Here is a 24926-nt window from a genome sequence, read left to right as displayed (position 1 = left end):
GGCACCGGACCAGGCGGCACCGGACCACACACGGGCACCCCACCAGGCGGCACCGGACCAGGCGGCACCGGACCAGGCACCGGACCAGGCGGCACCGGACCAGGCGGCACCGGACCAGGCACCGGACCAGGCGGCACCGGACCACACACGGGCACCGGACCAGGCGGTTCTGGCGGTCCGACCAGCGGTAGACCCGCCATACCTGCGACCGACGAGCCCGCAACTCCTTCCCGCCCGCCGGGCACCGACAGGCCGGACCTCCCGCCGCTCCCACGTGGAGACGATGACAGGGGTCTGCCACCTCGACAGCCTCAGCTGCCGGAAGAAGGCACCCCGCCACCCGGCCAGACACGCGAAAAGGAACCAGCCGAGCCACAGCCGACACCGCGACCGGACACAGGAGAGACCGCGCCTCCAGAGGGCGACAAACAGGCCTGGCCGCCGCGTGCACCCACCGAGGAACCAACCACGCAACCCGACCCCACACAGGGCGAAAGAAAACCAGCCGAGGCCGAGCCACAACCAGAGGTACCGCCACATACCCCGCCCCCAGACGAACAGGTCGGGCCCCCACACATAGAGCGTCTGAATGATGCTCTCGAGCACCAGCGCCCCATCGATCTTCCATTGCCGGACGAACTCCCCCCGCCACCGCGAGAGGACGGTCCCGGGTCGGATCCGGTCGGCACCTTGTGGCAGGCACACTCGGGCCAGGACGATCCCGCGAACGTCCCCAACGTGGTCGAAGGTATGCACGCGGTGATGAAAGACTGGGCCAACCCCGACCAGGCTGCATCCGCCGTGCATCTGGGGAGAACTCTGTTCGAAGCGCATGTCTACCTCGGACCCGGCGGCGAGATCCTGGCCACGAAGACCGGCGACGTCGGCAACCGAATGCTGCGAGTCGAGGTGTCGCGACCCGACACCCCGGCGGCACCGAGCGGCCAAGCGAGATCCGAGATACCGCCACACGCACGAAGCCTCATCGAACAGAAGCTCGAGGCTTTTGCGCATCGGTACGGCATCGAGGAAGGCCCCGACGGTCAGCAGACCTACTGGTTCGAAATAGACGAGGGCGGTCCGGCTTTCAACCCAAGGGCCCTCGAAGAAGGGCACGGCACCAGGCCCGAAGAAACCACGCCTCCAGGGGGTGACGAACAGCACACACAGGAGGGGACACACGATCCGGGCAACCCCCACGATCCGAACCAGGACCACGGCCCGGCGCCGGAGCCCGAGCTGGTGCCCCCAACAAATACCCTCGATCCAGGGAAGGGCGAGCCGATAGGAGCGCCAGCGGCCACCGATGTCGGCGCGAAGGGCGGGCCGGAGCCTCGGCCGAGGGAGTGGCCCTACACCAACCCTCCCAATATGCGCACAGTTCCGCCCGGGACCCCGCTTGATCTGACGTCCCTCAATCCCATTGACAAGTACCTCTGGGTGGTCGACGCCGAGGGGAACTTCAAGTTCGCACCGGAGCTGCAGAACTCCTCCGACTTCATGAAGCCGCTGCCGCCGGATCAATATTTCCATATGAAACACGGTGACCTTCAGCCTGGCGAGGGTGGCACCGCACGTGGTCCAGCGCGAGCGGGGGGCGAGCTGTATGTCGTTCGCAATGCTGATGGCACGCTCAGCGACACCTGGTGCATCAACAACAACTCGAGCTACACCTTCCGCCGAGTTGATGAGAGCGGGCAGCCACTTCCATGGGCGCCCGCCGAAAGTCTCGAGGCAGTCCGCCAACATCTAATCGACGGCGGACTGCCTGGAGAAAAGCTCACGACGAACGATATCCTGGCCGCCGAGCGGCTGAACCGAGGTATGCCATGACCCAGAAGCCCGCTGATCTCGGCAGAGCCGCCGAAGCACTTCTCGACTCCAGCTCACACGCCTATGCCGAGCTTGATCCGTCCGAGATCAGGGAGGGCATCATCGGCTTGGTCTCCGCCCAGGAATCCGCTTATCTCGAGTACGACATGCTCGAAATCGATCTCGCGCTGATACGGGCACTCCTTCTCGAAGCCGCGGACGTCGACGTTCGCCTCCTCGAATGGCTCATCGAGCAGCCCTCGACGGCACGACTGGGTGTGACCTGCCGAGCCCTGTGGCAGTTGTGGTCCCCGGCCAATCCACATCCGCCTATCGACCCGGCTACGGTGCGGCGCCTGATGGCTGCGGCCGGGCGGGTCGACATCGGCGCCAACGAGGTCGGCCCATATCGCGCCGCACTGGGATTCGCCGCCCGCCAGGTCGACGACCCCGGAACTCTGGCGGCCATCGACCATGAGGTCGTTCGCCTGGCTACGGCGGACCCGGACTGAACCGAATTGCACTGCCTTCCGGGGTGATCGGGTGGGCCTGAGAGGCCGAAGTATCACCCTGATCGGAACGACCGCAAAACGGCAATTTGCGGCAGAACAGGTTTGAGTCGATATACGACGTGGCACGATGCGTGGGGCCCGACCGAGCCGACTCCGCAATAGCCGCGCAAAATTCGGGCCGATATCACCGCGATAATGCCGGAACATTATGCCGACGGGCGGGCAGCACTCGAGCTGTGAAGGCTGGCCTCACGCCTCCGTGATCGTCCGCCGCACTTGCGTGCCGCCATCCCCATCTGTTGTCTCGACGCATTCGTGGCAGTCGTCAAGTTGTCACCGATAGCATTTCGATCATCACCCACTTTGGTGTAGCCGATTCCCCGCTCGGTTATGTACTGGCTGGCGAACACCCGGTACGCGTTGGCTGCCTTGCCATATCGAGCTTCGAACGCGGCCTCCCATTCGGGATCCCCCTCTGCCCGCGCATAGGCGGCAGCGCTGCCGGCGCGGTTGGCATCACTCAGTCTGCGCAGTTCGTCCGGATCTCGAGCGAATTCCTGGACCATACCGACGAACTCTCCATTCTCAACGGTTCTCCCCATTTCACGCATCCCCATCATTGAGACCGAGGACTCGGGTTGTTACCCGTATCAGCCGTCGGCGTGGCATTGGCAGTTGGCGCAGTCGCGCCGGTGCTTGTCGGCAACGCCCGACCGTCTGACACAGCTGCCCTGCACGCTCCCACAGCGAGCAGTTGCCTCTCAGGCTCGCAACCTTGTCTCGACGCTGTTGCCGCCGAACCTACTTAAGTGTTTTCGGCACGAATGTACGGATGCGCCCCGCCGGTGCGCCCAGCACAATCCCACTGACACACGAGACGCGCAGGTGGGCAAAGTGAGGGTGCGACATTATCGATGTAGATCAGATATAGGCGTTTCGACAAGTCGGCGACCTCTTATGAGGCCCGATCTCCGACCGATGAATTTCACTCCATCTGTACGAACCACGCTGTAGTCGACTGATCGAAGCGGAGCATATCCATGGTTGACCCCCCGCACCGGAACACGCTGAATAACGGCGACACCCTCGAGAGGGGCCAGTCGCTCGTTTCCCAGAACGGCCTGTTCCGGTTGACGATGCAGCAAGACGGCAATGTGGTGCTATACGGCCCTACCGCCGATCCGGCCAGAGGTCCAAATGGTACGGCAATGTGGAGTTCGGAAACGCACGGCAGCAACTCTCGGCGGCTCGAAATAGAATTCGGTCAGCTGAAGACAGAGTCTGATAAAAGCAACGATGCCGAACTCTACAAGAACAAAGATGGATGGAGCGCTCCCATACCCCGGGATATCAACCGGAACCTTCGGCTTCGGCTCGAAGATAATGGAAATCTCGTGCTCTACAACGTGGTCGACAACCAGCCTGTCTGGAGCAGCAATACCCAGGTATACATAGATCCAAATCGCGTTATCCTGATACACCCCGACGGCGAGGACGTAGTGGTGAACGCCGCAGTGAACGCCGCGCAGCGTGTGCTGCAAGATTCTGTCGATTTGTTCGGGCCGCTCGGCGGTACGGTGCCGCCACCACTGATGAATGATCTGATCTCGCTCGGCTTGGTGGTAAACCCCGACCTGACCGACAAGAACGACATAGGCAGGGGAACCGAGGCATATAATAAGACAGCGATATCGCTGAATAAGTACACCGAACACCTGATAGACCTAGAGCGCGACCTCACCCCGAAAATCAAGAAAATAGATGACGCGAATCAAAGCACGCTTCGAAAAATCAAGGCAGAGATCGAGTACCTGAATGATGCGATGAGAAGCGCCCGGCCACCGGTAGAGACCGACTCGGGAGCGAGCGGCAAGAAGCGCTTCTTCCTCAGCGACTCCGACACGCAAGCGGTCTTGAGGATAATTGGCGACTCGACCGATAGAGTCGCCGCATTCGTCAACCAGTGCCAGACCCAGAACATCAACGCGGCCCCGACTATCACGCAACCAGAGCCCCCTCGTTCCTCTGCCCCGCCGGCCACCAACAGCGACCACTCCGGCGACGACCACTCCGGCGACAACGGCTCCGACAACGACCAATCCGGCGCCGCAGCATCAACGCCGACCACCCCGGCACCGCCGGCCACGCCACCGACCACCCCGGCCACTCCGGTGCAGCATGGCGGTAGTCCCGAGAACGTCGACAAGGCCCCTGAACCGACAGGCACCGATGACGCAGCCCTGACCACGAGCCAGGGTGATGACTTGGGCACGGCGCTTGCCACCGATGCCGACGATTTCACCGATCCGACGTCACCAGGTGTCCTCGGCCTGGAGGACAAGGACTGGAGCGCTTTCGATTTCGATGGATCGCTGAACAATCCTTTCGCCCAAGTGAGCGGCCCTGATCTCGATACCGCCGTGCTGCTGCACGCGCTGTTCGGCTCACCCGGGTTCTCGATCGACGCGGCTCCAGCCATATTCCAAGGTATGGGCATGGATCGACTGTTCGAACAACTGCGCACCGATCCGCTGATTCCGAGCTACCAGCCTTTCGAACAATTGATTGCCAAGGGATTCCCCGCAGCGACGGGCCTCCCCGAGATCCGCCCGGACCGAATGCCGACCGTCTCGGCGCCGCAGACGGTCACCCCGCCGCCGTTGATCAGGCCCCAACGGTTGCCAGGTATCACCGCACCTACGATCCTGAAGTGGGTCACGTCTGCACTCAAACTTCCGATCGCAACCGGTCCCGGAAATACGGATCCCGCGGTCGAAGGGGCGTCGTCGCAGCCGAGGAATGAGGTCGTCATCACTGATGAGGTACCTGGTCGCGGCCATGATCGGTGAAGCAGCCGACTGGTCGGGCGGCGTGCAGACATACCTTGCGTCGCCGAAAGCCCGCCACAAGCAGTCGGTCCTGCCACTCACCGAGGTCGCGCATGAAGCGGGGTTCGCGGACAACTCGCACTTGAACCGCGCCTGCCACGGGACGCCGGGCATCGCACCGAACGTCATCACAGCCCGATTCCACATCACGCTCGAGTCGTAGCAGGTTGTTTCAAGTCGGCATCGAAAGTCATAGGTAATTTACGTCCAATGTGCTCGGTACCCATTCACCGCAATTCCCAGGTCGCTGGCGTCGAGGGCCTCGGAGAGGTTCATCGGCGCGGCGATCTCTCGGCCGCGGTTTCCGGATTCGTCGGCCGACACACGGAATTGCAGCGGATCGAAACATTGCTGGCGGCCGGGGAGGCGCGGCTCATCACCTTGGTCGGCCCCGGTGGCATCGGCAAAACGACGCTGGCAGCCGAGGCGCTGCGTCGGTTCCGGATCGTCTCGAACCGGAGGGTTTGCTGGACTCGGCTCGCACGGCTGGCGCCAGATGAGGATACCGACTCGGTGGCCGAAGAGGTGATGCGATCGGTCGCACGCGGCGATGTCACCGGGCAGCCGGCCTGGGAGGGCATGGTGGACGCGCTGGTCGGTAGCGATGCGACGGATACGCGCCAGACCGTACTGGTGCTGGACAACTGCGAACATGTGCTGTCCAGCGTGGCCCATCTGGTCGCGGTGCTACTGAGTCTGGTTCCCGGGCTGACGATCGCCGCGACGAGCCGGGAACCGATCGGCTGGATCGATGAGCACATCGTGACCGTGCCGCCACTGCCGGCGGACCAGGCAGTCGACCTATTTCGCCAGCGTGCCGAACTTATCGGACGGTCGATTCCCGATGATCATGAACACCCCGCGATCGCCGAACAGATCTGCCGGCGCGTGGACAATAATCCCCTGTTCATTCGGCTGGCGGCCTCGCGATTACGGCATCAACCACCTGCGATCTTATTGCGGGAGCTCACCGGCGACGTAGATGACGTTCGCATGCACTGGTCACATGGCGCCAGGGCTGGAGTGGAGGACCGCCATCGCAGCGTGCACGATGCGATCGCCTGGTCCTATCGGCTGTGCACCGAACGCGAACAACTTCTGCTCGATCGAATATCGGTATTCGCAACCGCCTCCGACACCGATGGCGCCGACATACCGAGTGGTGGCGCCGAGGTCGACGCCATCCGGGCGGTCTGTGCCGATCCGTCCTTGCCCGCCGGAGATATCGACAGACTGTTGGAGTGTCTCGTCGAACGGTCGTTGGTATCTACGCACATTTCTTCGACCACGGTCCGGTACTTTCTGCTCGAGAGCGTACGGGTGTTCGCCAGAGACCGTTTGCGTCACCGCGACGACGACCTGGACGAAATGCGACTGCTGGCTCGGCACCGGCGCTACTATCGGGACAAAGTCGTTGCGGGACAGGAAATTTGGCTCGGCCCGGACGAGCGGGACTGGTTCTACTGGGTGAGCTCCGCCTGGGAGAACATTCTGATCGGCATCGAAACCAGTTTCGACGAGCCCACCGAGGTTGTCATCGGCCTCGAGACGGTAGCAGTCCTGATGGCGTTGCTAGTGCCGTATTTCGGGGTCGCCAACCGCGCGGCTACTTCATTGGCCGAACGCGCACTAGGCGCCATCCGTCACATCGACCCGGCATCGACTCGGTTGCGTGTCGACGCGACCGCGCTGATGGCCTGGAATGCGATATGGCAGGGCGAGATAGCCGACGCCGCACAACTCCTGGACGAATGCGTAACCCACTGTGTGTCCGACCTCGAATTACGTAGGACGTGGCGTGATACGCCAACCGCCGATATCGGTCTGCCCGCTGCGGTGGAGTTCTCCTGGGGAATCGAGTTGATGTGTGAGCTGCATCCGGCCGCCGTCGACGTGTTGTCGCGTGCGCGCAGGAAGTTCGCCGATGCGGGTGACCGGGCGGGCGAGCAGCGCAGCGAGCTGTTCGAAGGACTGGCCTGTGCGCTCACCGGGGATCCCGAGCGAGCCGTGCGCACCACCCGGCGACATCTCGATCGTGCCATCGCTTCGCGGGCATGCTGGACGCTGGATTGGGCGGAGGCAGTGTGGCTGTACGCGATATCTGTGCACGGGGAGATCGACGAGGCGATGCGGGCGGGCCAGACCGCGCTCGAGCAGTTCTTTACCAAGGGAGATACCTTTTCGGCGCTGTGGTTCATCCCCTTCAACTTGATGGCATCGGGTCATACCGTCACCCGTCAGCTCACATCGGGTCACAGTGACCCTGCCCAACTGTGGAAAGCGGCCATCGAGATTGCGCATATGCGCGGCATGAGCGCCGTGCTACACCGCGCACATGGCATCGCACCGACGAAACTGACTTGGCTCGGCCAGGAGTTCGAGCTGGTCGTTACGGTCGCGACCAAGATACTCGGCGAAGATGCGTACACAGCAGCAGTACAGCGTGGCGAAGCGCTACCGCCGGAGTTCGACGAGTTGCGACAGTTGCTGCTGGATACGGAAGCTATCTACCGGTCGCCATCCGCTGTGCGCGGTGGTACCACTTGCTCGCGGTGGCACGAACTCTCCCCCGCGGAGCGGGAAGTCGCGGTTCTCGCGGCCGCAGGCTGGGCCAACAGCGCAATCGCGGCACGCCGGGGCAGTTCGATCCGCACCGTCGACGCTCAGGTCGCGAGCGTGCTCCGGAAATTGTTGGTCACAAACCGATTGGACATCATCGAACACGTTCCCGCTGAGCTCGAGAACCGGATCGAGGTCGAAGCCGGTCAGCGTCCGCGTCGTTCCCGCAACCGCCCGATGCCGAATCGTTGACCGCGTGGTCCACGAGTAATACCTCCCCCCTGCCACGGTCCCCCGCGGCTTCACATTTCGTCGCATTTGTCCATCTGTTACCCGTGCAGCAGTGCATTCTTGCGAGGCCGACGAGACGGCGTATCAGTATGTTCGCGCAAAACATACCTAGATAATTGGCCGACACTCAGCCGTCGGGAATTTCCCACATCGGTTCGGCACGCTGCGAGCGCATCGGCTAACTTATGTACGCATGTTCTCGGTTTCGGATCGCGGCGAACATCTGCCCGTTCCCATTACCAACTCCGGTTGGCCGCAGCGTATCGGCACCCTACCCGCCGAAGTACACGGAGTCGTCGGCCGACAGTCGGAATTGCGGCGGATCGAAACGTTGCTCGCATCGGATTCCGCGCGCCTGATCACTCTGGTCGGATCGGGTGGTATCGGTAAGACAACGCTGGCTGCCGAGGCCCTACACCGATTCCGAAATGGCCCGAACCGCAAGGCACATTGGGCCCAGCTCGCGCGGTTGGCACCGGGGACGGACACCGACACCGTGGCCGAAGAGGTGATGCAGTCGGTCGCGAAGGTCGATGCCACGGGGCAGTCCGCCTGGAAGGGGTTGGTAGCGGCGCTGTCCGAGAGCGATCCAGTGGAACCGCACACGACGGTACTAGTGCTCGATAATTGTGAGCATGTATTGTCCGGGGTCGCATCGCTGGTCGCGGTGCTACTGGACGTCATTCCCCAACTGACCATCATCGCGACGAGTCGGGAACCGGTCGGCTGGATCGACGAGTACATTGTTGCCGTACCACCACTACCCGAAGCCGCGGCGGTCGAATTGTTCCGGCGGCGCGCAGAACTCACTGGCCGGTCGATTCCCGATGAACCCGAACAAATCGCCATTGCCGAACAGATCTGTCGGCACGTGGACAATAACCCCCTGTTCATCCGGCTGGCGGCGGCACGGCTGCTGCATCAGCCGCCGGCCGGCGTGCTCCGCGAGGTCACCGGTGGTGCCGACGACAGCCGCCTGCGTTGGTCACATGGTGCCCGAATAGGTGTCGAACAACGGCATCACAGTGTTCGCGATGTGATCGCCTGGTCATACGGCCTGTGCACCGAACCAGAACAGCTACTGCTGGACCGAATGTCGGTGTTCGCGACCGGTTTCAACAGCGACAACGCTGAAATACCAAGCGCTGGGGCCGAAGCCGAAGCCATCAGGACGATATGTGCCGACACTTCGTTGCCTGCTGAGCAAATCGAGCAGCTGCTGGAACGACTCGCTGAGCGGTCCCTGGTGTGCACGCACATCTCACCCACCACCGTCCGATACTTCATGCTCGAGAGTGTCCGAGTATTCGCCAGGGACCGACTGCGCCGCCGGCGCGAGGACCTGGACGAAACACAGCTGCTGGCTCGTCATCGGCGCTACTACCGGGATAAGGTCGTTGCGGGGCAGGAGATTTGGCTCGGACCGGGAGAAAAGACCTGGTACTTCTGGGTCAGCTCCGCATGGGACAATATTCTGATCGGCATCGAAACCAGCTTCGACGACCCGACCGAAGTCGCCGTCGGCATCGAGACCGTCGCCGTCCTGATGGCGCTACTGGTTCCATTTTTCGGTTTCGCCAATCGTGCGGCAACCTACCTCACCGAGCGAGCGTTGCAAGCCATCCGCCACGTCGACCCGACATCGACTCGACTGCGGGCCAATGCAACCGCACTGCTAGCGTGGAATGCGATCTGGCAGGGCGAGATTGCCTACGCCGGACAGCTACTGGACGAATGTGCCGCACTGTGCCTGCCCGACACGGTGCCCGGGACGACATGGCGTGACACACCAACCATTGATACGGGTCTGCCTGCCTATGTGGAGTTCAGTTGGGGTGTCGAGCTGATGTTCGAACCACAGGCCGCCGCGGTCGACGTGTTGTCGCGTGCGCGCGGGAAGTTCGCCGAGGCCGGCGACCGAGCCGGGGAGCAGCGCAGTGAACTGTTCGAGGCATTGGCTCGCTCGATCGTCGGCGACTCACAAGCCGCGAGTACCGCGCGGCGACATCTCGATCGGGCCATTACCGCCAAGGCCGGTTGGACCCTGTCCTGGGCCAGGCTGATATGGCTGTACACAGTGTCTCTGTACGGAGAGATCGGCGAAGCGGTCACGGCGGGGCGAACGGCGCTGGAGCAGTTTCTCGCCGGCGAAGATACTTTCCTTGCCGGGTGGTTCATTCCTTTCAAGATGATGGCACTCGCTCATACCGTCTCTCGCCGGACCGCATCCGGCGACGGCGATCCTGCCGAACTGAAAGCAGGCGCCATCGAGCTCGCTTACATGTTCGGCATGACTGCCTCGGTGAACCACGCCCAGGGCATCGCATCGGAAAGACTCACCTGGATGCGCCAAGAGATGGAGCTAGCCGTCGACTCCGCCACGAAAGTGCTCGGTGAAGACGTATTCGAGGCCACTGTGCAACAAGCGCAGCAACTGCGGCCGGAGTTCGAAGAGCTCCGGCCGCTCATGCGCAATCTTGTCCAAGACCAGCTGCCCCGCACCGGCACGACGGACTCCAGGTGGCAGGAACTCTCGCCCGCCGAACGAGAAGTCGCGCTCCTCGCCGCGGCGGGATGGGCCAATAGCGCGATCGCGGCGCGGAGAGGCAGCTCCACCCGCACCGTCGACGCCCAGATCACGACAGTTTTCCGGAAGTTGTTGATCACGAACCGTTTCGACATCATCGGACAAATTCCCGAAGAATTCCGGGACCGTATCGCGTCCGAATCGCGGCGACGTCCCGCTCGTTCTCGGCGTCGTCGGTAACGCTTCGGCTGGAGCGTGCTGAACTCCCCACGGTGCGCCCTTCGCACCCAGTTCACTACGCAGCTGCTCCACGATTGCCGCCACATCACCGCCGATCCGATCGAACTCCGGGCGCACATCCGATTCACGCCGACCGAAGACTGTTCGGTCACGACAGTCTCCCTACAGCTTGGGTGGCTCTTTAAGATTGTTCCGGTACTCGGGTTCCACGGGTTCGGGGCCGGTTTTCTCGGCGCGGCGTTCGGTTCACACTGTGGTGGGCGGTGCCTCCGCCGCGGGCAATGGCCGCTCGCGATACGAACCGATATCGTTGTGACGATGCGCAGCAAGCGCTGAGGGCTAGGCGGTAGTCGAGGTAGACGGCAGCTGATGGAGCAGTGGCACTATGAACAACAACGGGCACAGCTCGCGGATATTCGGGACGAGTTGTCCGCCCTGAGCGCCACGGCCAGTTCGCGCGACGGTTCGGTCGAGGTCACCGTCGATCAGTCCGGCATTGTCACTGATGTGCGATTGGAGCCGCGTGCCCTGCGTGGCGCGACCGCAGATCTCGGCCGGGCCGTCACCGAAGCTGCCAGGGAGGCCGCGCGGCTGGCGCATCAGCGGGTGAGCGAAACCATCGGCCCGATCGAAGATATCGTCGGCCGCATGCCCGATCCGGAGGATCTGCTGCCGGGCGCACCCAGCCTTCGGGAACCGGATGCGGAAGTCGTCCAGCAGGCCGCCCCGGTCGGCTATGAGGACGACGAGTACGACGACTATTACGACTGACGTGGTGGTCCCGTGCTGATCGTCGGTCGCCGAGCGGCCGTGGTGCCGGTGGGGGCGCGCGGCGCATCCACGAACAACGGATGATCGACGATCTGTCCGTGGGCGTAGACCGCATCGCGCAAGCGCTGTCGATTCGGCTCCTCCGCGAGCAGCAAAACCAGTTCGTCACAGCGACGCTCGAATACCATCGCTCGCAGCAGCATCGCCTCGGATGCCGAACGCCCATCGGCGTCGGATCGCAACTCCCCCAACGCCACCCGTGATACATCGGCCCGGCGCGACAGCATCGACGCCGCGAGCAGATCGTCGGCATCGCGCAGTTCCTCCCACCAGTCGGCGGGCACCTCCCGGCGCTGCCGGATCGCCTCCAGGATCCGCTGGCGCAGGCGCGGCAGCCCCAGCGAGTCGGGCGCACCTGCCTGTGCGAGGCGCCGATGGGCATCCCAGGCGAGGTCGATGCAGCGCGATCCGATCCCCTGCGCCGGCACCTGTCCGATCCGCTCCAGCAACTGCGGCGCGGATACCAGGCCCAGCCGATCCGCCAAACCCGCTGCCGCGGCACTCAAATCCATTGCCGACGAGGCGGATACCGGCCCCTCCATCGGTACCTCACGCAGTTGGGCGCGCATAGCCGAATCGATCGGCTGCGACGATACGATGGCCGTCACTGTGGCACCCGTCCGGCGTCCCCAGGCCGCGCCGAACTCGGCGAGCACCCGCGCTGGATCGGATACACCTTCCCACGCGGGGTCCGCGACCTCCCACATCCACGGCGTCGAAATCTCACGCGGAAGATGTAGGCCCGCAGGGAGCCAGCTGCGGCCCTCATTCGAGGTGATGAACGCGTTGATGCCGCCGGAATGCCGCATTATCGACACCGCCCACTCCAGCCCGAGCACCGACGAATCCACCACGGCCAGCACACCGCCCAGCAGTGTCCGTGCCAAAACGAGATCGCCGTCGACTCGCTCGCCGAGCATGAAGGTCGGGGCCGCGGCGGCCACCATCGCACCGCCGACCACATCGCGGATCAGCTCGTCGCTGCCGCCGGTATCCGAACGCCCGTCCACGGTCTGCGGATCCCGTTGCGCCGAACTCGGTTTCGCGGTCGGGACGGCCGCACTCGGCCCGGCCACAACCGGACCTGCGGAAACCTTCGGAACCGAGGCCCCGGACCCACGCGAATCGACCTGCGGCGCTTTCGAATCCATCGCGCCCGGTCGCGATTGCCCCTCCGGGGACTGACCACCCGGCGCAGCAGACTGTGCCGACACCGGCGGCGCCGATGATACGGTCGGCGCGGAGATGCCGGTCGAACCGGCCGCGGGCGGCAGGATCGTCGGCAGCATCGGCGACATCGGCCCTGACAAGTTGGTCGATGCCGCTTCCCGAGTGCGCTCGGCAGGATCGGCGCTGTGACCGGAATCGCTTGCGGCCGTGCCGGTTTCCCCATGCTGCCCGGAATCGGTGGCCTCGCCTGCCGTCTTGCCGTTGGCACCGGCATCGGCATCGGGGCGATCCTGGTATTCGCCGGTTGTGGCAGACGTCGCACGCGACGGGACGCCGGTCGTGGAAGCACCTGGATCAGCGCCGTCCGACTGCGCCGCCGGCGCGTAGCCCGTGGTGACGCCCGGAGTCGAGGTCGGGGCGGAGACCGCGGGCGGCATCCCTGGGGCGGCTGGCACACCCGTTGGCGTGCCATGCGACGGCGAATCCACGGGAAGATCTGTCGGCCCGCCTCCCCGCAAACCTTGGTCGGACGGATTCACCACCGACATATCGAATTGCGGGCCGAAGCCCAGCGGACCCGGGAACTGGTGGTTCGGTCCGGCCCCCGGGTGCCCGATCTCGTGCTGGGGGCCGGGCACATGCTGATGCGCGGGCCGGTGTCCCGGCGGTCCGTCCGGCAGATGGGGACCGCCGTAGGTCGATGGCCCCAACTGCCGCAACTTACGGTAGAACGGCTTCAGCGTCGGCGAAGTCGCCGGGCGGCTCGACTTCAGCGCGTTCCGCGCCACATCGTCGACCTCGTCGCGGGCCTCGGCGATGATCCGTGCGACGCGGCCGCGCAGCGCTGCTGCCTTGGCCTCACGTTCGGACTCGTCATCGGATTCATCGTTCTCGGCGTCCTGGTACGCCTTGCGAATCCTGGCGGTGGCGTCGTCGACGATATCGAGTATCTGATTGCGGGTGCGATAGACCAGATCAGAGAAACCCTGGAAGATATCCGCCGCGGCGTCCAGCGCGTCCGCGAAGGCCTGCGGATTCCCGCGCTGCTGCAGCATATTCTGTTTGACGGGGTCGAGCCCCTCGCTGGCGCGGACCCGATTGTCGAACTCGTTGCGGGCTTGATCGGCGGCGAGGGTATCCAGCGCCGCGGCGCCGTCACGCGCCGTGTTTTCCAGTGCGCTCCAGTCACCGGGCGGGACTTCAGGCCAGTTGTCTCTGACTATCTCATCCCAGTACGGACTTTCGTGCTCCGGCGACATCCGGTGATCAGATCGAGTCGGACCGTTGGACGTACGCGCCACCCGCCACATCCGCATCGGTGAGAACATTCGTCGTGCTCACCGTGGCGGCATAGGTAATCCGCGCACCGTGGTCATTGGCAGCCACGGCGTGAAGCAAAGCGGTCACGGCCTCCTGCCGGTGCGTATCGAGCGCTCGGTCGAGTTCCGATTTCGGCCGATGGTGCAGGACCAGGTCCGCGACGGTGCCGGAAACCTGACCCGACACGGTTTCGATGGCTCTGGCGAATCTCGCCGCCGCAGCGTTGACTTCGTGCGGTTCATCCATATCCACCATGTCTGCATCCCGTCTGAGAGAAGTTGTTTCGGTTCAGCTGGTCGCGCCGAATTCGGCATTCACCATGGCGCGGAAGGAGGCTTCGGTGGGCAGATCGAACGAGTCGATCGTGTAGGAACGCGTGCCCTTGTACTCCATTTCGGCCCGCAGCCCGACCCGGGACTTCATGTGTGCCAGACGCGCGAGCTTCAGAATCTCCGCGGCCAACCAGGCATCGCCGTTGTCACGAGCGTCGTCGGTGATGTGCATCCCGACGATCTCACCGTCACGGTCGCAGGCGACGCCGCAGGTGTGGTCGGGATTGAACACTTCATAGACCATGCTCCGCCAGTCGGGAGTCAGCGCCCCCTCGTCCACGTCGAACTCGTCCGGATGTGGCTCGGTCAACGGGATCTCTCCTAAAGTCGTTCGGCAGGTTGTCGATTCGAGGATGCACTGCGCACGGACGGATCCTCATCGGGTGCGTCCAGTCGCGTGGTGAGCGCGCTCCACGCGGCATCATCGATGCTCATGATCTGGCGCAGCTGCCAGAATCGAGCGCCTAGATACATCTCGGCGGTTCCGTCCGGGGCGACATCGAGATGGTCGGGGCCCTCGTTCGTCGGGTTGAGCGTAACCGTCGTGATCGGCGGGCGCGCGTCGTCGATATTCATGATCGTCGCGCTGCTTCCGGGGATAAAACTCTGGCGGCAGCGCGGACTGCTCGCGATCGCGATATCGGCGCTATTGGTGGTCACCGTGATCTCGGAGTTGAGCAGCAATTGCACCGCCCAGGCCCGAGCCGCGAGCTCCGGTCGATCGGCATTGATGGCGATGGTCAATGTGGTCGCCAGGTCGACGACCAGTAATGCCTCGGCGGTGGTGACACCCACGATCACCAACCGCTTGGCGGTGCCGACCGGATAGGGCAGATCGTCGGCGCCCAGGGTCACCACATCCGATCCGACGCCGACGCCGGTCGCGGGATGGGCGACGACGGTTCCGGTCGCGACGTCGATGGTGTACGCGGCCACCAGACTCGGCATCCGTTCCGCGACCCCGGCCAACCGGACCAAGCCCTCGTCGTGCAGCCACCGCACGGTATCGGCAACCGTGACCGCGCCGAGTTCGGGCCCACCCGTCTCCTGGCCACCCTCCATCGAATCGCTCCGCGATGCTGTCATGAGGGCACCGCACCCGCTGCCGCCGGCGGCGATCCGGATGGACCGGAGGGTCCGATCGGACCGGAAGGACCGGGCGATACGACTGGCTCGGGCGGCGGCACCGATTCCATCACGCTCTGGTACTGCCGTGCCGCATCGGCGGTGCTCTCGTGAATGGCCGCCATGATCTCGGTGACCAGTTCCTGATTGGTGAGGCGGTCCACGGTGCCCGGCGCCAGAAACAGATCCGTCAGCCGACCCATCGCATCCACCTCGGGGATGATCGCACCGCTGGGCGATGGCCGACGCGCTCGGATACCGTCGATCCGCTCACGCATATCGGCGATTCGATGCCGCAACTCGCGGGCGGCATCGAGGGCCGCCTGTACATCGGGGTGGATATCACTCACACGGAACCTCCGGATTGGGTCGGGCCCTGGCCTGCCGACGGCGTCGGCGGTGTCACAGTTGGGGCGATCGTCGGCCGTTCCCCGATGACCTGTTCGGTATGGGGGGTGTCGTCGACGTACATCAACCGGTCGGGATGCCACGCGACCACCCGATTGCGTTCGTTGCCGCCGCCACCGGCACCACCCGCACCGGGGGCCATCGGCATGTACGGCATACCCGCACCGGCACCGGCACCGGCACCGCGCGCGGCCGCGCCCGACGCCGCGGACGACACTCCCTCGATGACCGGTGTTCGCGGCATTCCGACCGCGGTGCTCGATGCCGCACCCGCGGTCGCGACAATCGGCATCGCGCCCACCGAGACCGAGGTTGTCGCGCCGGAGATCTCCGGCACTCCGACGCCGGAGATCGGACTGCCCGCCGCCCCGGAGCCGAACGACCCGAGGCCGCTGGGTACGCCGAGATCGTCGTATCCGTAGTCGCTGTACTCGTCATCGCTGCCGAGGTCAGAGATGCCCTGGTTCTGGGCCATGCCGGCAGCGGAGGACATTGCGCTCATCATCGCCGGCAGCATCTGGGACAGCATGCTGGAATCGCTGCCGCCACTGCCACCGCCATTGCCACTGCTCTTGCCGCTGCCACCGCTATCGCTCGTACCGCCCTCGGTGGGAACCTTGGAGTTGACGGTTGCGGAATAACCGGTGATCGCCTCGACGGAACGTGCGTTCTGCTCCTGGAATTCGGCGAGCGCCTCTTGGAGCGCCAACTCGTTCTTCGACTTCATCGCGGCCAGCAACCGCTTGCGGGCCGCGATGATCTCCTCGGGTGTCGGATGTTTGGCCTTCGCGATGGTGAACGCGTTGCTGTAGGCGTCGACATTGTCGGCCAGCGCACCCAATCCGGCGCCGAGCTGCCCCAGCCAATTCCGATGCTCGGTGAGGTGCTCGGCCACCGTGGTGCCGACCGGTGTCCAGTTCTGCATCAGCGTGGCCGCACCGTCGACGCCTTCGGCGGCGGCGACGTGGAAGCCACCGGTGTACTTGCGAATATCGGCCGCGAAACTGGTCGCCGGGCCGGGGCCGGGGCCGGTGTGCAACTGCTTCGCGAAGGTGAGCGGATCGACGGATCCGGTGGCCGCGGGCAGGGTGAAGTTCGGTGCCTGCCGGAGACCGAACTCCTGCACATCGCCCACCGGATTGTTGAGGATCTCCGCGCCGCTGCCGCTCACGATCCGGGCACCCTGATCATCGGTGGTGGTGTAATCGGTTGCCGCGCCACCGATGTGGTGTGCGTGGCGCTGGACCTCGTTGAGCACGCCGAGCACACCATTGAACAATGATGCGGCCTGCGCGTTGAGCCGGGGCACATGGGCCCCGGAGATCGGGTCGGCACCCGCGGGCTGCACCCAGCCGTTCGGCAATCCGGCTCCGGTGTCACGCGCCAGCGCGGCCAGCTTCGAGGCCACATCGACGAGTTCCGCCGGGTCGACATTCAGCGCCACTGCCTCCTCCTCTCACCATCCGGCTCACGATCACGCCGGAGCGGCCGCCGCGGTCATGGCGGCACCCGCCGACGGATCGCCGGTGACCGGCGTACCCGACATCTTGCCCTGATCGTGTTCCTCCGGCGCGGTCGCTTCGATGCCGTGCGGATGGCTGAATCCGACGAATTGGCCGAATTCCCCAGCGCTATCGGACATTTCCGCCGGAGCGAACTGCTTCAACTGGCCGTTGACCACGACCTCCAGGGTGCCGCCGTCGTCGGCTGGGAAGGCCACCACAATCGCGGTGCGAGCGTCCCAGATCGCGACATCGCCGGTCATCAGCTGGTACGGATCGACCGAGGTCCCGATCTGCTTCTTGTCCGACCACTTCGCCGGGGTCTTCGCGTATGCCGCCTGGGCGTCGGTGCCGCTGGCGTTGCCGAACGCCGCATCCAAAGCCTGTGCGACAGTGACGGATACCTTCTGAGTCCGGCCGTCCGGGAACGTGTACACGACAGTTCCGTCGGAGTTCGGCGTGCGGCCCGGCATACCGGTCGTCGGCTGCGAGGAGGACGAATTCGCCGGAGGGCCAGTGTTGGTCGCGGGTGCGGGTGTGTTCGTCGCCGCCTGCACCGCAGGCTGGGCAGGCGTGACGGCCGCGGGTACGGCACGGATTTGGTCCTCGTACGGGTCGTATTCGGCGCGCCGGTTGTTCAGGTCGGTGTCGGCCTGGCCGCGGTTCATCATCTGCGACAGCATCATCGGCAACATCGAACTCATCATGTCCATACCGGAATTCGCCGGCGATGCGGCCGCCGCATCCGGCACCGATGCCGGTGTGGCGGTAGTCGGATTCGTGCCGCCGTTTTTGAGATCGTCGAGCGCCTGCTGCACCTTGTCGTCGAGCGGGGAACCGGTCGGCGTGTTTCCGGTATCGAGTCCGGGAGTTTTCGGATCGAGATTGCCAAGCCCGGGGACCTCGGAATTGGGGTCGATCGGGGTGACCGGGTTGGGGTCGAGACCCGGCGTCGTCGGAGTCGACGGCACTTCGGGGACGGTCGGCGGGTTGGCCAGCTGCTTCTTCAGATCCGCGTTCTCCTGCTGAAGCTTCTTGATCTGGTCCTCCAGCTCTTTCAGCTTCGCGGTCTCTTTGTCGACGCCGTCCGCGGAGTCCTTGTGCTCGTTGTGCGCCTGGTCCAAGGCGCCGGCGACGGCCTGTATTGCCGCGTTGCAGTACTCGTAGATGTGTTGATCTTCCTTGATCCCGGGGGCGGGCACGGTTGGCGCCGCCTCGCTGATCTGGAGAACCCCGGCATTGACAGCTTGCTGCGCGGCCTCGGAGGTATCGGCCCACTTCTTGGCCAGCGGTGCTACGCTTTTGGTCGATTCATCGATTTCGGCCGCCGCATCATGCAGGCTTGCTGCCGTGACCGCATAGTTCTTGAAATTGGCCAGATGCGCCCCGGTGACCTGCTCCGGAACCGGCATGGTCGGCGGATCGGTCTTCCCATCCTTACCGCAGCTGTCGAAATAGCCCTGGAACTTGCTGGGCAGCTTAAGGTACCAATCCACCGTTGTCTGCAGCGGCTTATATTGCGGCGCCACTTCCTCGATTCGATCAGGATCGGGCATCAGCATTTCATGCATCTTCACGGCGCTATTCCTGGACCGGATCTGTTACGTGATGATCTTGACGGGCAGTTCCGAGATTTCACCGTACATATGGTCCCCAATCATGGCACCCGCGCCGCGCCCGACTGCGTTGATACCTCGAAGCCCCCAACTCGTTGCTTTGCCGTCCAGGACCCTTTTTCGGGCTGTTTGCAATGTGACCGTGCCTCCCTTTTTCGTGGTGCTTTGGAATGCCTTTTTCTGGATGCCCTTGAACACTATTTTGGCAGCCGCGCCGTCCAACTTCTTCGCCGCCAGTTTCTTGAGAGCGCCGCCCACGATCCCGCCCGCCAAATGGCCTCCAATCGCACTGACGCCGGCCACGATACCTTGCTCCCCAGCCTCGTCCCAGCTCTTGTGATCGAGATAGTGGGCCATCAGAGTCGCCGCCCCGCCCGCGATGAGCGGACCGGCTATCGGGCCGCCCAAAAAGCCGGCCCCGAAGACGACCGCGCTTTTCCAGTTGAAACCCCACAACCTGATCACCTATCCGATATCGCGTGCGCACCTATCCGCAACAGACCGTTGACGACCGCGCGTGGACGTTCTACTGACCTCCTCATTGTTGAGGATTCCCAACAGTGGGAACCTGAGGTGCGCACCGAACGAGTCAGGATGGTGATGGTAGGTCATGCACTGACGTGCATGAATTGCCGTGGCCACCACGTTGTTCCGGTCCGCCGGGCGATCGACACAGGAGGAATACCGGATGCGCCTCCATGGCCTGCCGCTCGGGCGTCCGGCACCGCCGGTCACCCGAGTCCGTGTGCCGCGGGCGCTCGGAGGTGCGGGGTGACGAGCGCCGAGGCGGAGATCGCCGTCGAGGGTCAGGCGGATGAAAACGGTGCCGAGCCCGGACCATCCGCTCCGGTAACCCCGTGGTCGAACAGACGCAGGCGCGCGACTGCGGGCGCACCCGGCCAACCCGCGACGCCTGGACAGAACGGGTCTACACCGGCGAACCAGGGATCGACGAACAACAACGCGGTACCGCCGGGAACGGCTGCCCAAGGCCCGAATTCCGGTGCTCAGCCTGCTGGTTCGGGATCCGGTCCGGGTTCGGCTGGTGTGCCGCAGGGTAATGTCGTGGCGCCGCCGGATCCGGGGGCGGGGCGGCCGCCTGCTGCTCAGCCGGCTCCGCAGCCCCAGGCTGCACCTGCTGAGCCCGGTCCTTTGGTGGATCCGGACACGGTGGCGGCGGTGGCGCCGGTGGCGTTGTCGGCGGGGGCGATGGCGTTGGGTATGTTGCCGATGCTGGCCTCGGCGTTGGCGGGGTTGGGCAAAGGTGGCGGCAGCGGTGGTGGTAGCGGTGCCGGTGCCGGTGCTACTGGTGATGGTGCCGATGGGTCCGAGGGTGGGTTGTCGCCGGAGGCGCAGAAGGCGTTGCAGGCGTTGAAGTTGCTTGCGGCTGTTTATGGTGACGGGAAGACCGATGATCCGCAGGTGAAACAGATCCGCCAGGATTTGGGGATCAACGGGTCCGGTTCGGGGGCGACCGCGATCAGGGCGCGACAGTTGTTCCAGCGCAATGCCGCGACCGCGTTCAACAACCTCGACAACCAATTGGGTTCCTACATTGCGGGTTTGGCCGGTGACCACAAGGTCGACAGGAAAGCGGTCATCACGCTGATCCGTGAGGTCAACGTCGCCCTGGCCGAACTCGGACCCCAGGCCTATACCAAGGCCGGACGCGAGAAGGTCCACCAGATCCTGACCACCGCATTGCAAAAGGCCAGCCGAATCGTCACCGGCAGCAACGCCAGCGCTACCGACACCGCCAGCGCGATCAACCGGCTCACCAACCAATACCTGTACAACATCGCAGGCAAAAAATACGCAGGCGGCACCGTCGCCAGCGGCGGCCAGATGCCCGGCGGCACCGTCGGTGACTGGATCAAGCAGGCACTGCAGGTATTGCAGCAGTTGGGCTACAACATCAGCACGATCGATCCGCAGGCCATCGCGATCATCATCCAGCACGAATCGGGCGGCAATCCCAATGCCACCAACAACTACGACAGCAATGCCGCGGCTGGTACACCCTCGATCGGGCTCATGCAGACCATCGGCCCGACCTTCAACCAGTACGCCGCGCCCGGGCACAAGAACATCTACAATCCGGTCGACAATATCGTTGCCGGGGTCCGCTATGCGATAGGCCGATACGGGTCGGTCAGCAATGTGCCGGGCGTCAAGGCGGTACGCAGCGGCCGAGCGTACGAGCCCTACTGATGCCACCACCGCAGCGGGACACACCGGATCCGAGCCTCGACGACGCGCACGAGACCCGGCCCGGCACAACGACATCCACACCACGCCGGAATGCGACGCGACGCAGTCCGCCGCGGGCGCCGACCGGCCCATCGGCCGCGCTCGCACAGCAGCCTGCCGCGACCGCGGCCGCACGCGGCCCGGCGGCGGGACCGGTCGCCGAATCCGGTACCGCGGCAACCGGATCGCCGACGGTCGCCCGCCCCGACGCACTCGCCGGATTCGGCACCAGCGCACCGTACGCGGCGGCGGCGCTCGGTGCGCTGGCATCCATTTCCGCCCAGTACGGCAGGGCCGACCCGACCACCGATACCGGTCAGCCGCACGCACCACCCGCGCTCGGCTCCGGACAACCGACCTCATGGCCCGGCGAATCGGGATCACAGTACGCGGCGAACAATCTCGATACCGGCCGCCGCGCGCAATCGACGCAGTCGTTGAACGCCGAACTCGGCCGCCTGCTGGGCGGCGCCGCCGATAGCACGATCCAGGGCCGGGCGGCCATCGATGGCATTATCGCCGAGGTGAATACGGCCATGACCGCACTCGGCGGCGTCGCCGATACCACCGCCGGGCGTCAGATGCTCATCACCACACTCAGCAATGCCCTACAGCGCGCAGGCGCCGTGCTCGGACAGGGACAGTCGGCGGCGGCGATCACCGCGGATAAGGTTGCCGCACTGGCCGACCGGTTCCTGCAGAATGCGCGCCCGACCCGGCAGCCGCCGCGCCGGGCCCAACCGAGCACCGGCGGATCCAGTGCGCGTCCGCCGCGCACGCGCCCGTCGGGTCAGCAGGGTCAGTGGATCAACGACGCCCTGCGCATCCTGGCCGCCAACGGCTACGACACCCGGTACATCAATCCCGCCGATATCGCGGCGATCATCCAGCACGAATCCGCGGGCGATCCGAATGCGATCAATCTCTGGGACAGCAACGCCGCCAAGGGAACTCCGTCCAAGGGTCTGATGCAGACCATCGACCCCACCTTCAACGCCTACGCGCTGCCCGGCCACCGCGATATCTGGAATCCGGTCGACAACATCATCGCGGGCGTGCGGTACGCCATCGCCCGCTACGGCTCGGTCAGTGACGTGCCCGGCATCCAGGCGATGCACCAAGGCGGACATTACGTCGGATACTGAGCGGGCGACGCGGTCGGCGTTCGACTGTCAAGACCAGCGGGTCGCGTGATAGCCGCGCGGCAAATTGACCACTTTGACGACGTCTCCGGTGTGCGGAGCCTCGACACACTGGCCGTTTCCGATATACATCATGACGTGACCAGGACTCCCATTGTTGAATTCGGAGTCGGGGAAGATCAGGTCACCGGGGCGAATATCGGCCGGATTGACCTTCGGCAATCGCTGGTACTGGACGTCGGCCGTGCGTGGGATGCTCACACCCGCCTGAGCCGCGGCGTATTGCATGAGCCCGGAGCAGTCGAAGGAATTCGGACCTTCGGCACCCCACACGTACGGAACGCCGCGTTTGGCCAAGGCGATCTGGACCGCCCGCTGCGCGGCCGCGGATGCTCCGCCGCTGGTGGTGCCGCCTGCGTATTTTTTGCCGGCGATGTTGTACAGGTACTGGTTGGTGAGCCGGTTGATCGCGCTGGCCGTGTCACTGGCGCTGGTGTTGCTGCCGGTGACGATTTGGCTGGCCTTTTGGAGTGCGATGGTCAGGATCTGGTGGACCTTCTCGCGTCCGGCCTTGGTGTAGGCCTGGGGGCCGAGTTCGGCCAAGGCGACGTTGACCTCACGGATCAGCGCCATGACAGCTTTCTTGTCGACCTTGTGGTCACCGGCCAAACCCGCAATGTAGGAACCCAATTGGTTGTCGAGATTGTTGAACGCGGTCGCGGCATTGCGCTGGAACAACTGCCGCGCCCTGATCGCGGTCGCCCCCGAACCGGACCCGTTGATCCCCAACTGCTGCCGTAACTTTTTGACCTGCGGATCATCGGTCTTCCCGTCACCATAAACAGCCGCAAGCAACTTCAACGCCTGCAACGCCTTCTGCGCCTCCGGCGACAACCCACCCTCGGAACCATCCGCACCACCATCGGCACCACTCCCGGAACTACCGCCACCACCACCGCCGCCTTTGCCCAACCCCGCCAACGCCGAGGCCAGCATCGGCAACACACCCATCGCCATCGCCCCCGCCGACAACGCCGCCGGCGCCAACGCCGCCACCGTGTCCGGATCCACCAGAGGAGCAGGCTCGGCCGCCCGATGGTCCTGTTGCGGGGCCCCCGGCTGAGCAGCAGGCGGCTGCGCCGGCTGCCCCGCCCCCGGAGCCGGCGGCGCGACAACATTGCCCTGCGGCACAACAACCGAACCCGGAGCAGAACCACCCTGACCCGGCTGCGCCTGCGGTGTCGCTGGCGCGCCGTTCTGCCCCGGCGCCGCTGACGAACCGTTCTGCCCCGGCGACGCACCGGATCCTGGATTGACCGGACCGGTACCCTTGCGCGGCGCGGCCTTGTGCCCTTGCCTACCCGACCATGGCGTTACCGGGCCGGATTGTGAATCGCCCTCTCCCCCAGCATCTTCGGTTGGCTCATCGACAACTTCGACCTCGTAGTCCGCGGGCCACACCTCCGCGCTCGTCACGATCCACCCCCTAGCACTCGCTTGATGCGGACATCACGGCCGGTCGGCATCGACTGCTCGACGAACCGTCCGGAATAGGGATCATAAGTCATGACTTGTGTTGCGCCGAGGGCGATTCCGGTCCGCGTCGGTGCGTTGCTCCGGTAATCCCAGAAGACCAGATCACCCGCCGAAACCGCGGCGGGGTCGACCCGCTGTCCGCATGCCGCCTGGGCCGCAACGGTTTTCGGAAGCACGATTACCGCCTTCCCGATACTCGACGATTGCCCGCACGCTGCCGCCGTCGATCCCGGCTGCGCCGATGTACCCCTCGCAGGCGGTACGACGGGTTCGGTGTCGTCCGGTGGTTGCGCCGTCGGATCGCAACGCCCGGTCACCGCGCCGGCCGAGGCCTGATAGATGACATCCCGCGTCAACCCTGCCGCACTCGAAGGGCCACTCGGCGCACCGTCGGCACTTCCTGCCGACGCTTTCAGCGCATGATTGATGGCCAATTCACGAGCACAGTCACTGAGCAATCCGCTCATGGTCGTCTGCAGCGGCGGCAGTTGGTACGGCGCGGTACGGATCGCGCTCACGCAGGCGCGCTGCCAGTCGGAGGCGGTTGTATCGTCCGGTGCCACAGTCAATTCCGCGTACGGGTTGGCGGTAGGCGCGGTCGAGGGCGCGGCGCCCGCTCCCGAACTGGCGGCAGCGGTCGCACGGGGTGTGGAGGTCTCGGTCTGCGAAGGGTCGGGACCCACCGCACTGTCGCATTGATAGTGCAGGTCGGCGGAGATGGCCGATGTCGTCCCACCGACCACGAGCACCATGATGACGAGAAGCGTGCCCAGTCCAGACACCACCGCCAGCAACAACCACGCCCAGGCGGGAACCATGGCGAGGAACATGAGCCGACCGATCATCGAATACCTCTCCGCACAGG

The 24926-nt window shown here is 64.8% G+C and carries 20 protein-coding genes; 9 read left to right on the top strand and 11 right to left on the bottom strand.

The features are described from left to right. Positions 1-690 precede the first annotated feature (690 nt). Complete coding sequence (locus ACWEO2_RS06980; RefSeq protein ID WP_452404481.1) at positions 691-1833, top strand: hypothetical protein; 1143 nt, start codon at positions 691-693, stop codon at positions 1831-1833. Further along, a complete protein-coding gene (locus ACWEO2_RS06975; RefSeq protein ID WP_452404480.1) occupies positions 1830-2324 on the top strand; it encodes a hypothetical protein in 495 nt (164 codons plus the stop codon). The genes ACWEO2_RS06980 and ACWEO2_RS06975 overlap by 4 nt, the downstream gene beginning before the upstream one ends. Positions 2325-2530: 206 nt before the next feature. Here the strand turns inward: ACWEO2_RS06975 and ACWEO2_RS06970 are convergent, their stop codons facing one another. After that, positions 2531-2935, bottom strand: coding sequence for a hypothetical protein (locus tag ACWEO2_RS06970; protein WP_452404479.1), 405 nt, complete (start codon positions 2933-2935; stop codon positions 2531-2533). A 429-nt stretch (positions 2936-3364) separates the two neighbouring features. Between ACWEO2_RS06970 and ACWEO2_RS06965 the strand changes: the two genes are divergently transcribed. The 5 genes from ACWEO2_RS06965 (at position 3365) to ACWEO2_RS06945 (ending at position 11600) form a co-directional block, all read left to right on the top strand. Next, a complete protein-coding gene (locus tag ACWEO2_RS06965; protein ID WP_452404478.1) occupies positions 3365-5173 on the top strand; it encodes a hypothetical protein in 1809 nt (602 codons plus the stop codon). Continuing rightward, positions 5163-5375, top strand: coding sequence for a hypothetical protein (locus ACWEO2_RS06960; RefSeq protein ID WP_452404477.1), 213 nt, complete (start codon positions 5163-5165; stop codon positions 5373-5375). Before ACWEO2_RS06965 ends, ACWEO2_RS06960 begins: the two co-directional genes overlap by 11 nt. 47 nt (positions 5376-5422) lie before the next feature. Further along, complete coding sequence (locus tag ACWEO2_RS06955) at positions 5423-8023, top strand: ATP-binding protein (RefSeq protein WP_452404476.1); 2601 nt, start codon at positions 5423-5425, stop codon at positions 8021-8023. Between the two features lie 232 nt (positions 8024-8255). Then, positions 8256-10829, top strand: coding sequence for an ATP-binding protein (locus ACWEO2_RS06950; protein WP_452404475.1), 2574 nt, complete (start codon positions 8256-8258; stop codon positions 10827-10829). A gap of 369 nt (positions 10830-11198) precedes the next feature. Further along, positions 11199-11600: a YbaB/EbfC family nucleoid-associated protein gene (locus ACWEO2_RS06945; protein ID WP_452404474.1), complete on the top strand. Its 402-nt coding sequence runs from the start codon at positions 11199-11201 to the stop codon at positions 11598-11600. Here the strand turns inward: ACWEO2_RS06945 and ACWEO2_RS06940 are convergent. The 8 genes from ACWEO2_RS06940 to ACWEO2_RS06905 are packed head-to-tail and all read right to left on the bottom strand — an operon-like array spanning position 11591 to position 19589. Further along, positions 11591-14089 (bottom strand): hypothetical protein, encoded by a 2499-nt coding sequence (locus tag ACWEO2_RS06940; protein WP_452404473.1) that lies wholly within the window; start codon positions 14087-14089, stop codon positions 11591-11593. The genes ACWEO2_RS06945 and ACWEO2_RS06940 overlap by 10 nt on opposite strands. Before the next feature lie 7 nt (positions 14090-14096). Beyond that, entirely contained in the window at positions 14097-14405 is a 309-nt protein-coding gene (locus ACWEO2_RS06935; protein ID WP_452404472.1) for a hypothetical protein, read from the bottom strand. 33 nt (positions 14406-14438) lie between these two features. Continuing rightward, positions 14439-14792, bottom strand: coding sequence for a hypothetical protein (locus tag ACWEO2_RS06930; RefSeq protein WP_452404471.1), 354 nt, complete (start codon positions 14790-14792; stop codon positions 14439-14441). 11 nt (positions 14793-14803) lie between these two features. Then, positions 14804-15568, bottom strand: a complete 765-nt coding sequence (locus ACWEO2_RS06925) for a hypothetical protein (RefSeq protein ID WP_452404470.1) — start codon at positions 15566-15568, stop codon at positions 14804-14806. Then, positions 15565-15957, bottom strand: coding sequence for a YbaB/EbfC family nucleoid-associated protein (locus tag ACWEO2_RS06920; protein WP_452404469.1), 393 nt, complete (start codon positions 15955-15957; stop codon positions 15565-15567). The genes ACWEO2_RS06925 and ACWEO2_RS06920 overlap by 4 nt, the downstream gene beginning before the upstream one ends. Next, positions 15954-17459, bottom strand: coding sequence for a PPE domain-containing protein (locus ACWEO2_RS06915; protein WP_452404468.1), 1506 nt, complete (start codon positions 17457-17459; stop codon positions 15954-15956). The genes ACWEO2_RS06920 and ACWEO2_RS06915 overlap by 4 nt, the downstream gene beginning before the upstream one ends. 30 nt (positions 17460-17489) lie before the next feature. Next, positions 17490-19094 carry a hypothetical protein gene (locus ACWEO2_RS06910; RefSeq protein ID WP_452404467.1) on the bottom strand — a complete coding sequence of 535 codons (1605 nt, stop codon included), beginning with the start codon at positions 19092-19094 and terminating at the stop codon, positions 17490-17492. A 24-nt stretch (positions 19095-19118) separates the two neighbouring features. Further along, positions 19119-19589 (bottom strand): hypothetical protein, encoded by a 471-nt coding sequence (locus tag ACWEO2_RS06905; RefSeq protein ID WP_452404466.1) that lies wholly within the window; start codon positions 19587-19589, stop codon positions 19119-19121. A gap of 699 nt (positions 19590-20288) precedes the next feature. Between ACWEO2_RS06905 and ACWEO2_RS06900 the strand changes: the two genes are divergently transcribed. Both ACWEO2_RS06900 and ACWEO2_RS06895 read left to right on the top strand, forming a co-directional pair. Continuing rightward, the gene (locus ACWEO2_RS06900; protein ID WP_452404465.1) at positions 20289-21344 is read left to right on the top strand and encodes a transglycosylase SLT domain-containing protein; all 1056 of its coding nucleotides are present in this window, start codon (positions 20289-20291) and stop codon (positions 21342-21344) included. Beyond that, a complete protein-coding gene (locus tag ACWEO2_RS06895) occupies positions 21344-22528 on the top strand; it encodes a transglycosylase SLT domain-containing protein (RefSeq protein WP_452404464.1) in 1185 nt (394 codons plus the stop codon). The genes ACWEO2_RS06900 and ACWEO2_RS06895 overlap by 1 nt, the downstream gene beginning before the upstream one ends. Positions 22529-22555: 27 nt before the next feature. On the opposite strand, the gene ACWEO2_RS06890 is transcribed toward ACWEO2_RS06895, so the two are convergent. Both ACWEO2_RS06890 and ACWEO2_RS06885 read right to left on the bottom strand, forming a co-directional pair. Beyond that, positions 22556-24001 (bottom strand): C40 family peptidase, encoded by a 1446-nt coding sequence (locus tag ACWEO2_RS06890; protein ID WP_452404463.1) that lies wholly within the window; start codon positions 23999-24001, stop codon positions 22556-22558. Next, positions 23998-24906: a hypothetical protein gene (locus tag ACWEO2_RS06885; protein ID WP_452404462.1), complete on the bottom strand. Its 909-nt coding sequence runs from the start codon at positions 24904-24906 to the stop codon at positions 23998-24000. The genes ACWEO2_RS06890 and ACWEO2_RS06885 overlap by 4 nt, the downstream gene beginning before the upstream one ends. Positions 24907-24926: the final 20 nt, after the last annotated feature.

This window comes from Nocardia sp. NPDC004278 (assembly GCF_053602975.1).
This window is presented reverse-complemented; position numbering and strand designations above follow the sequence as displayed.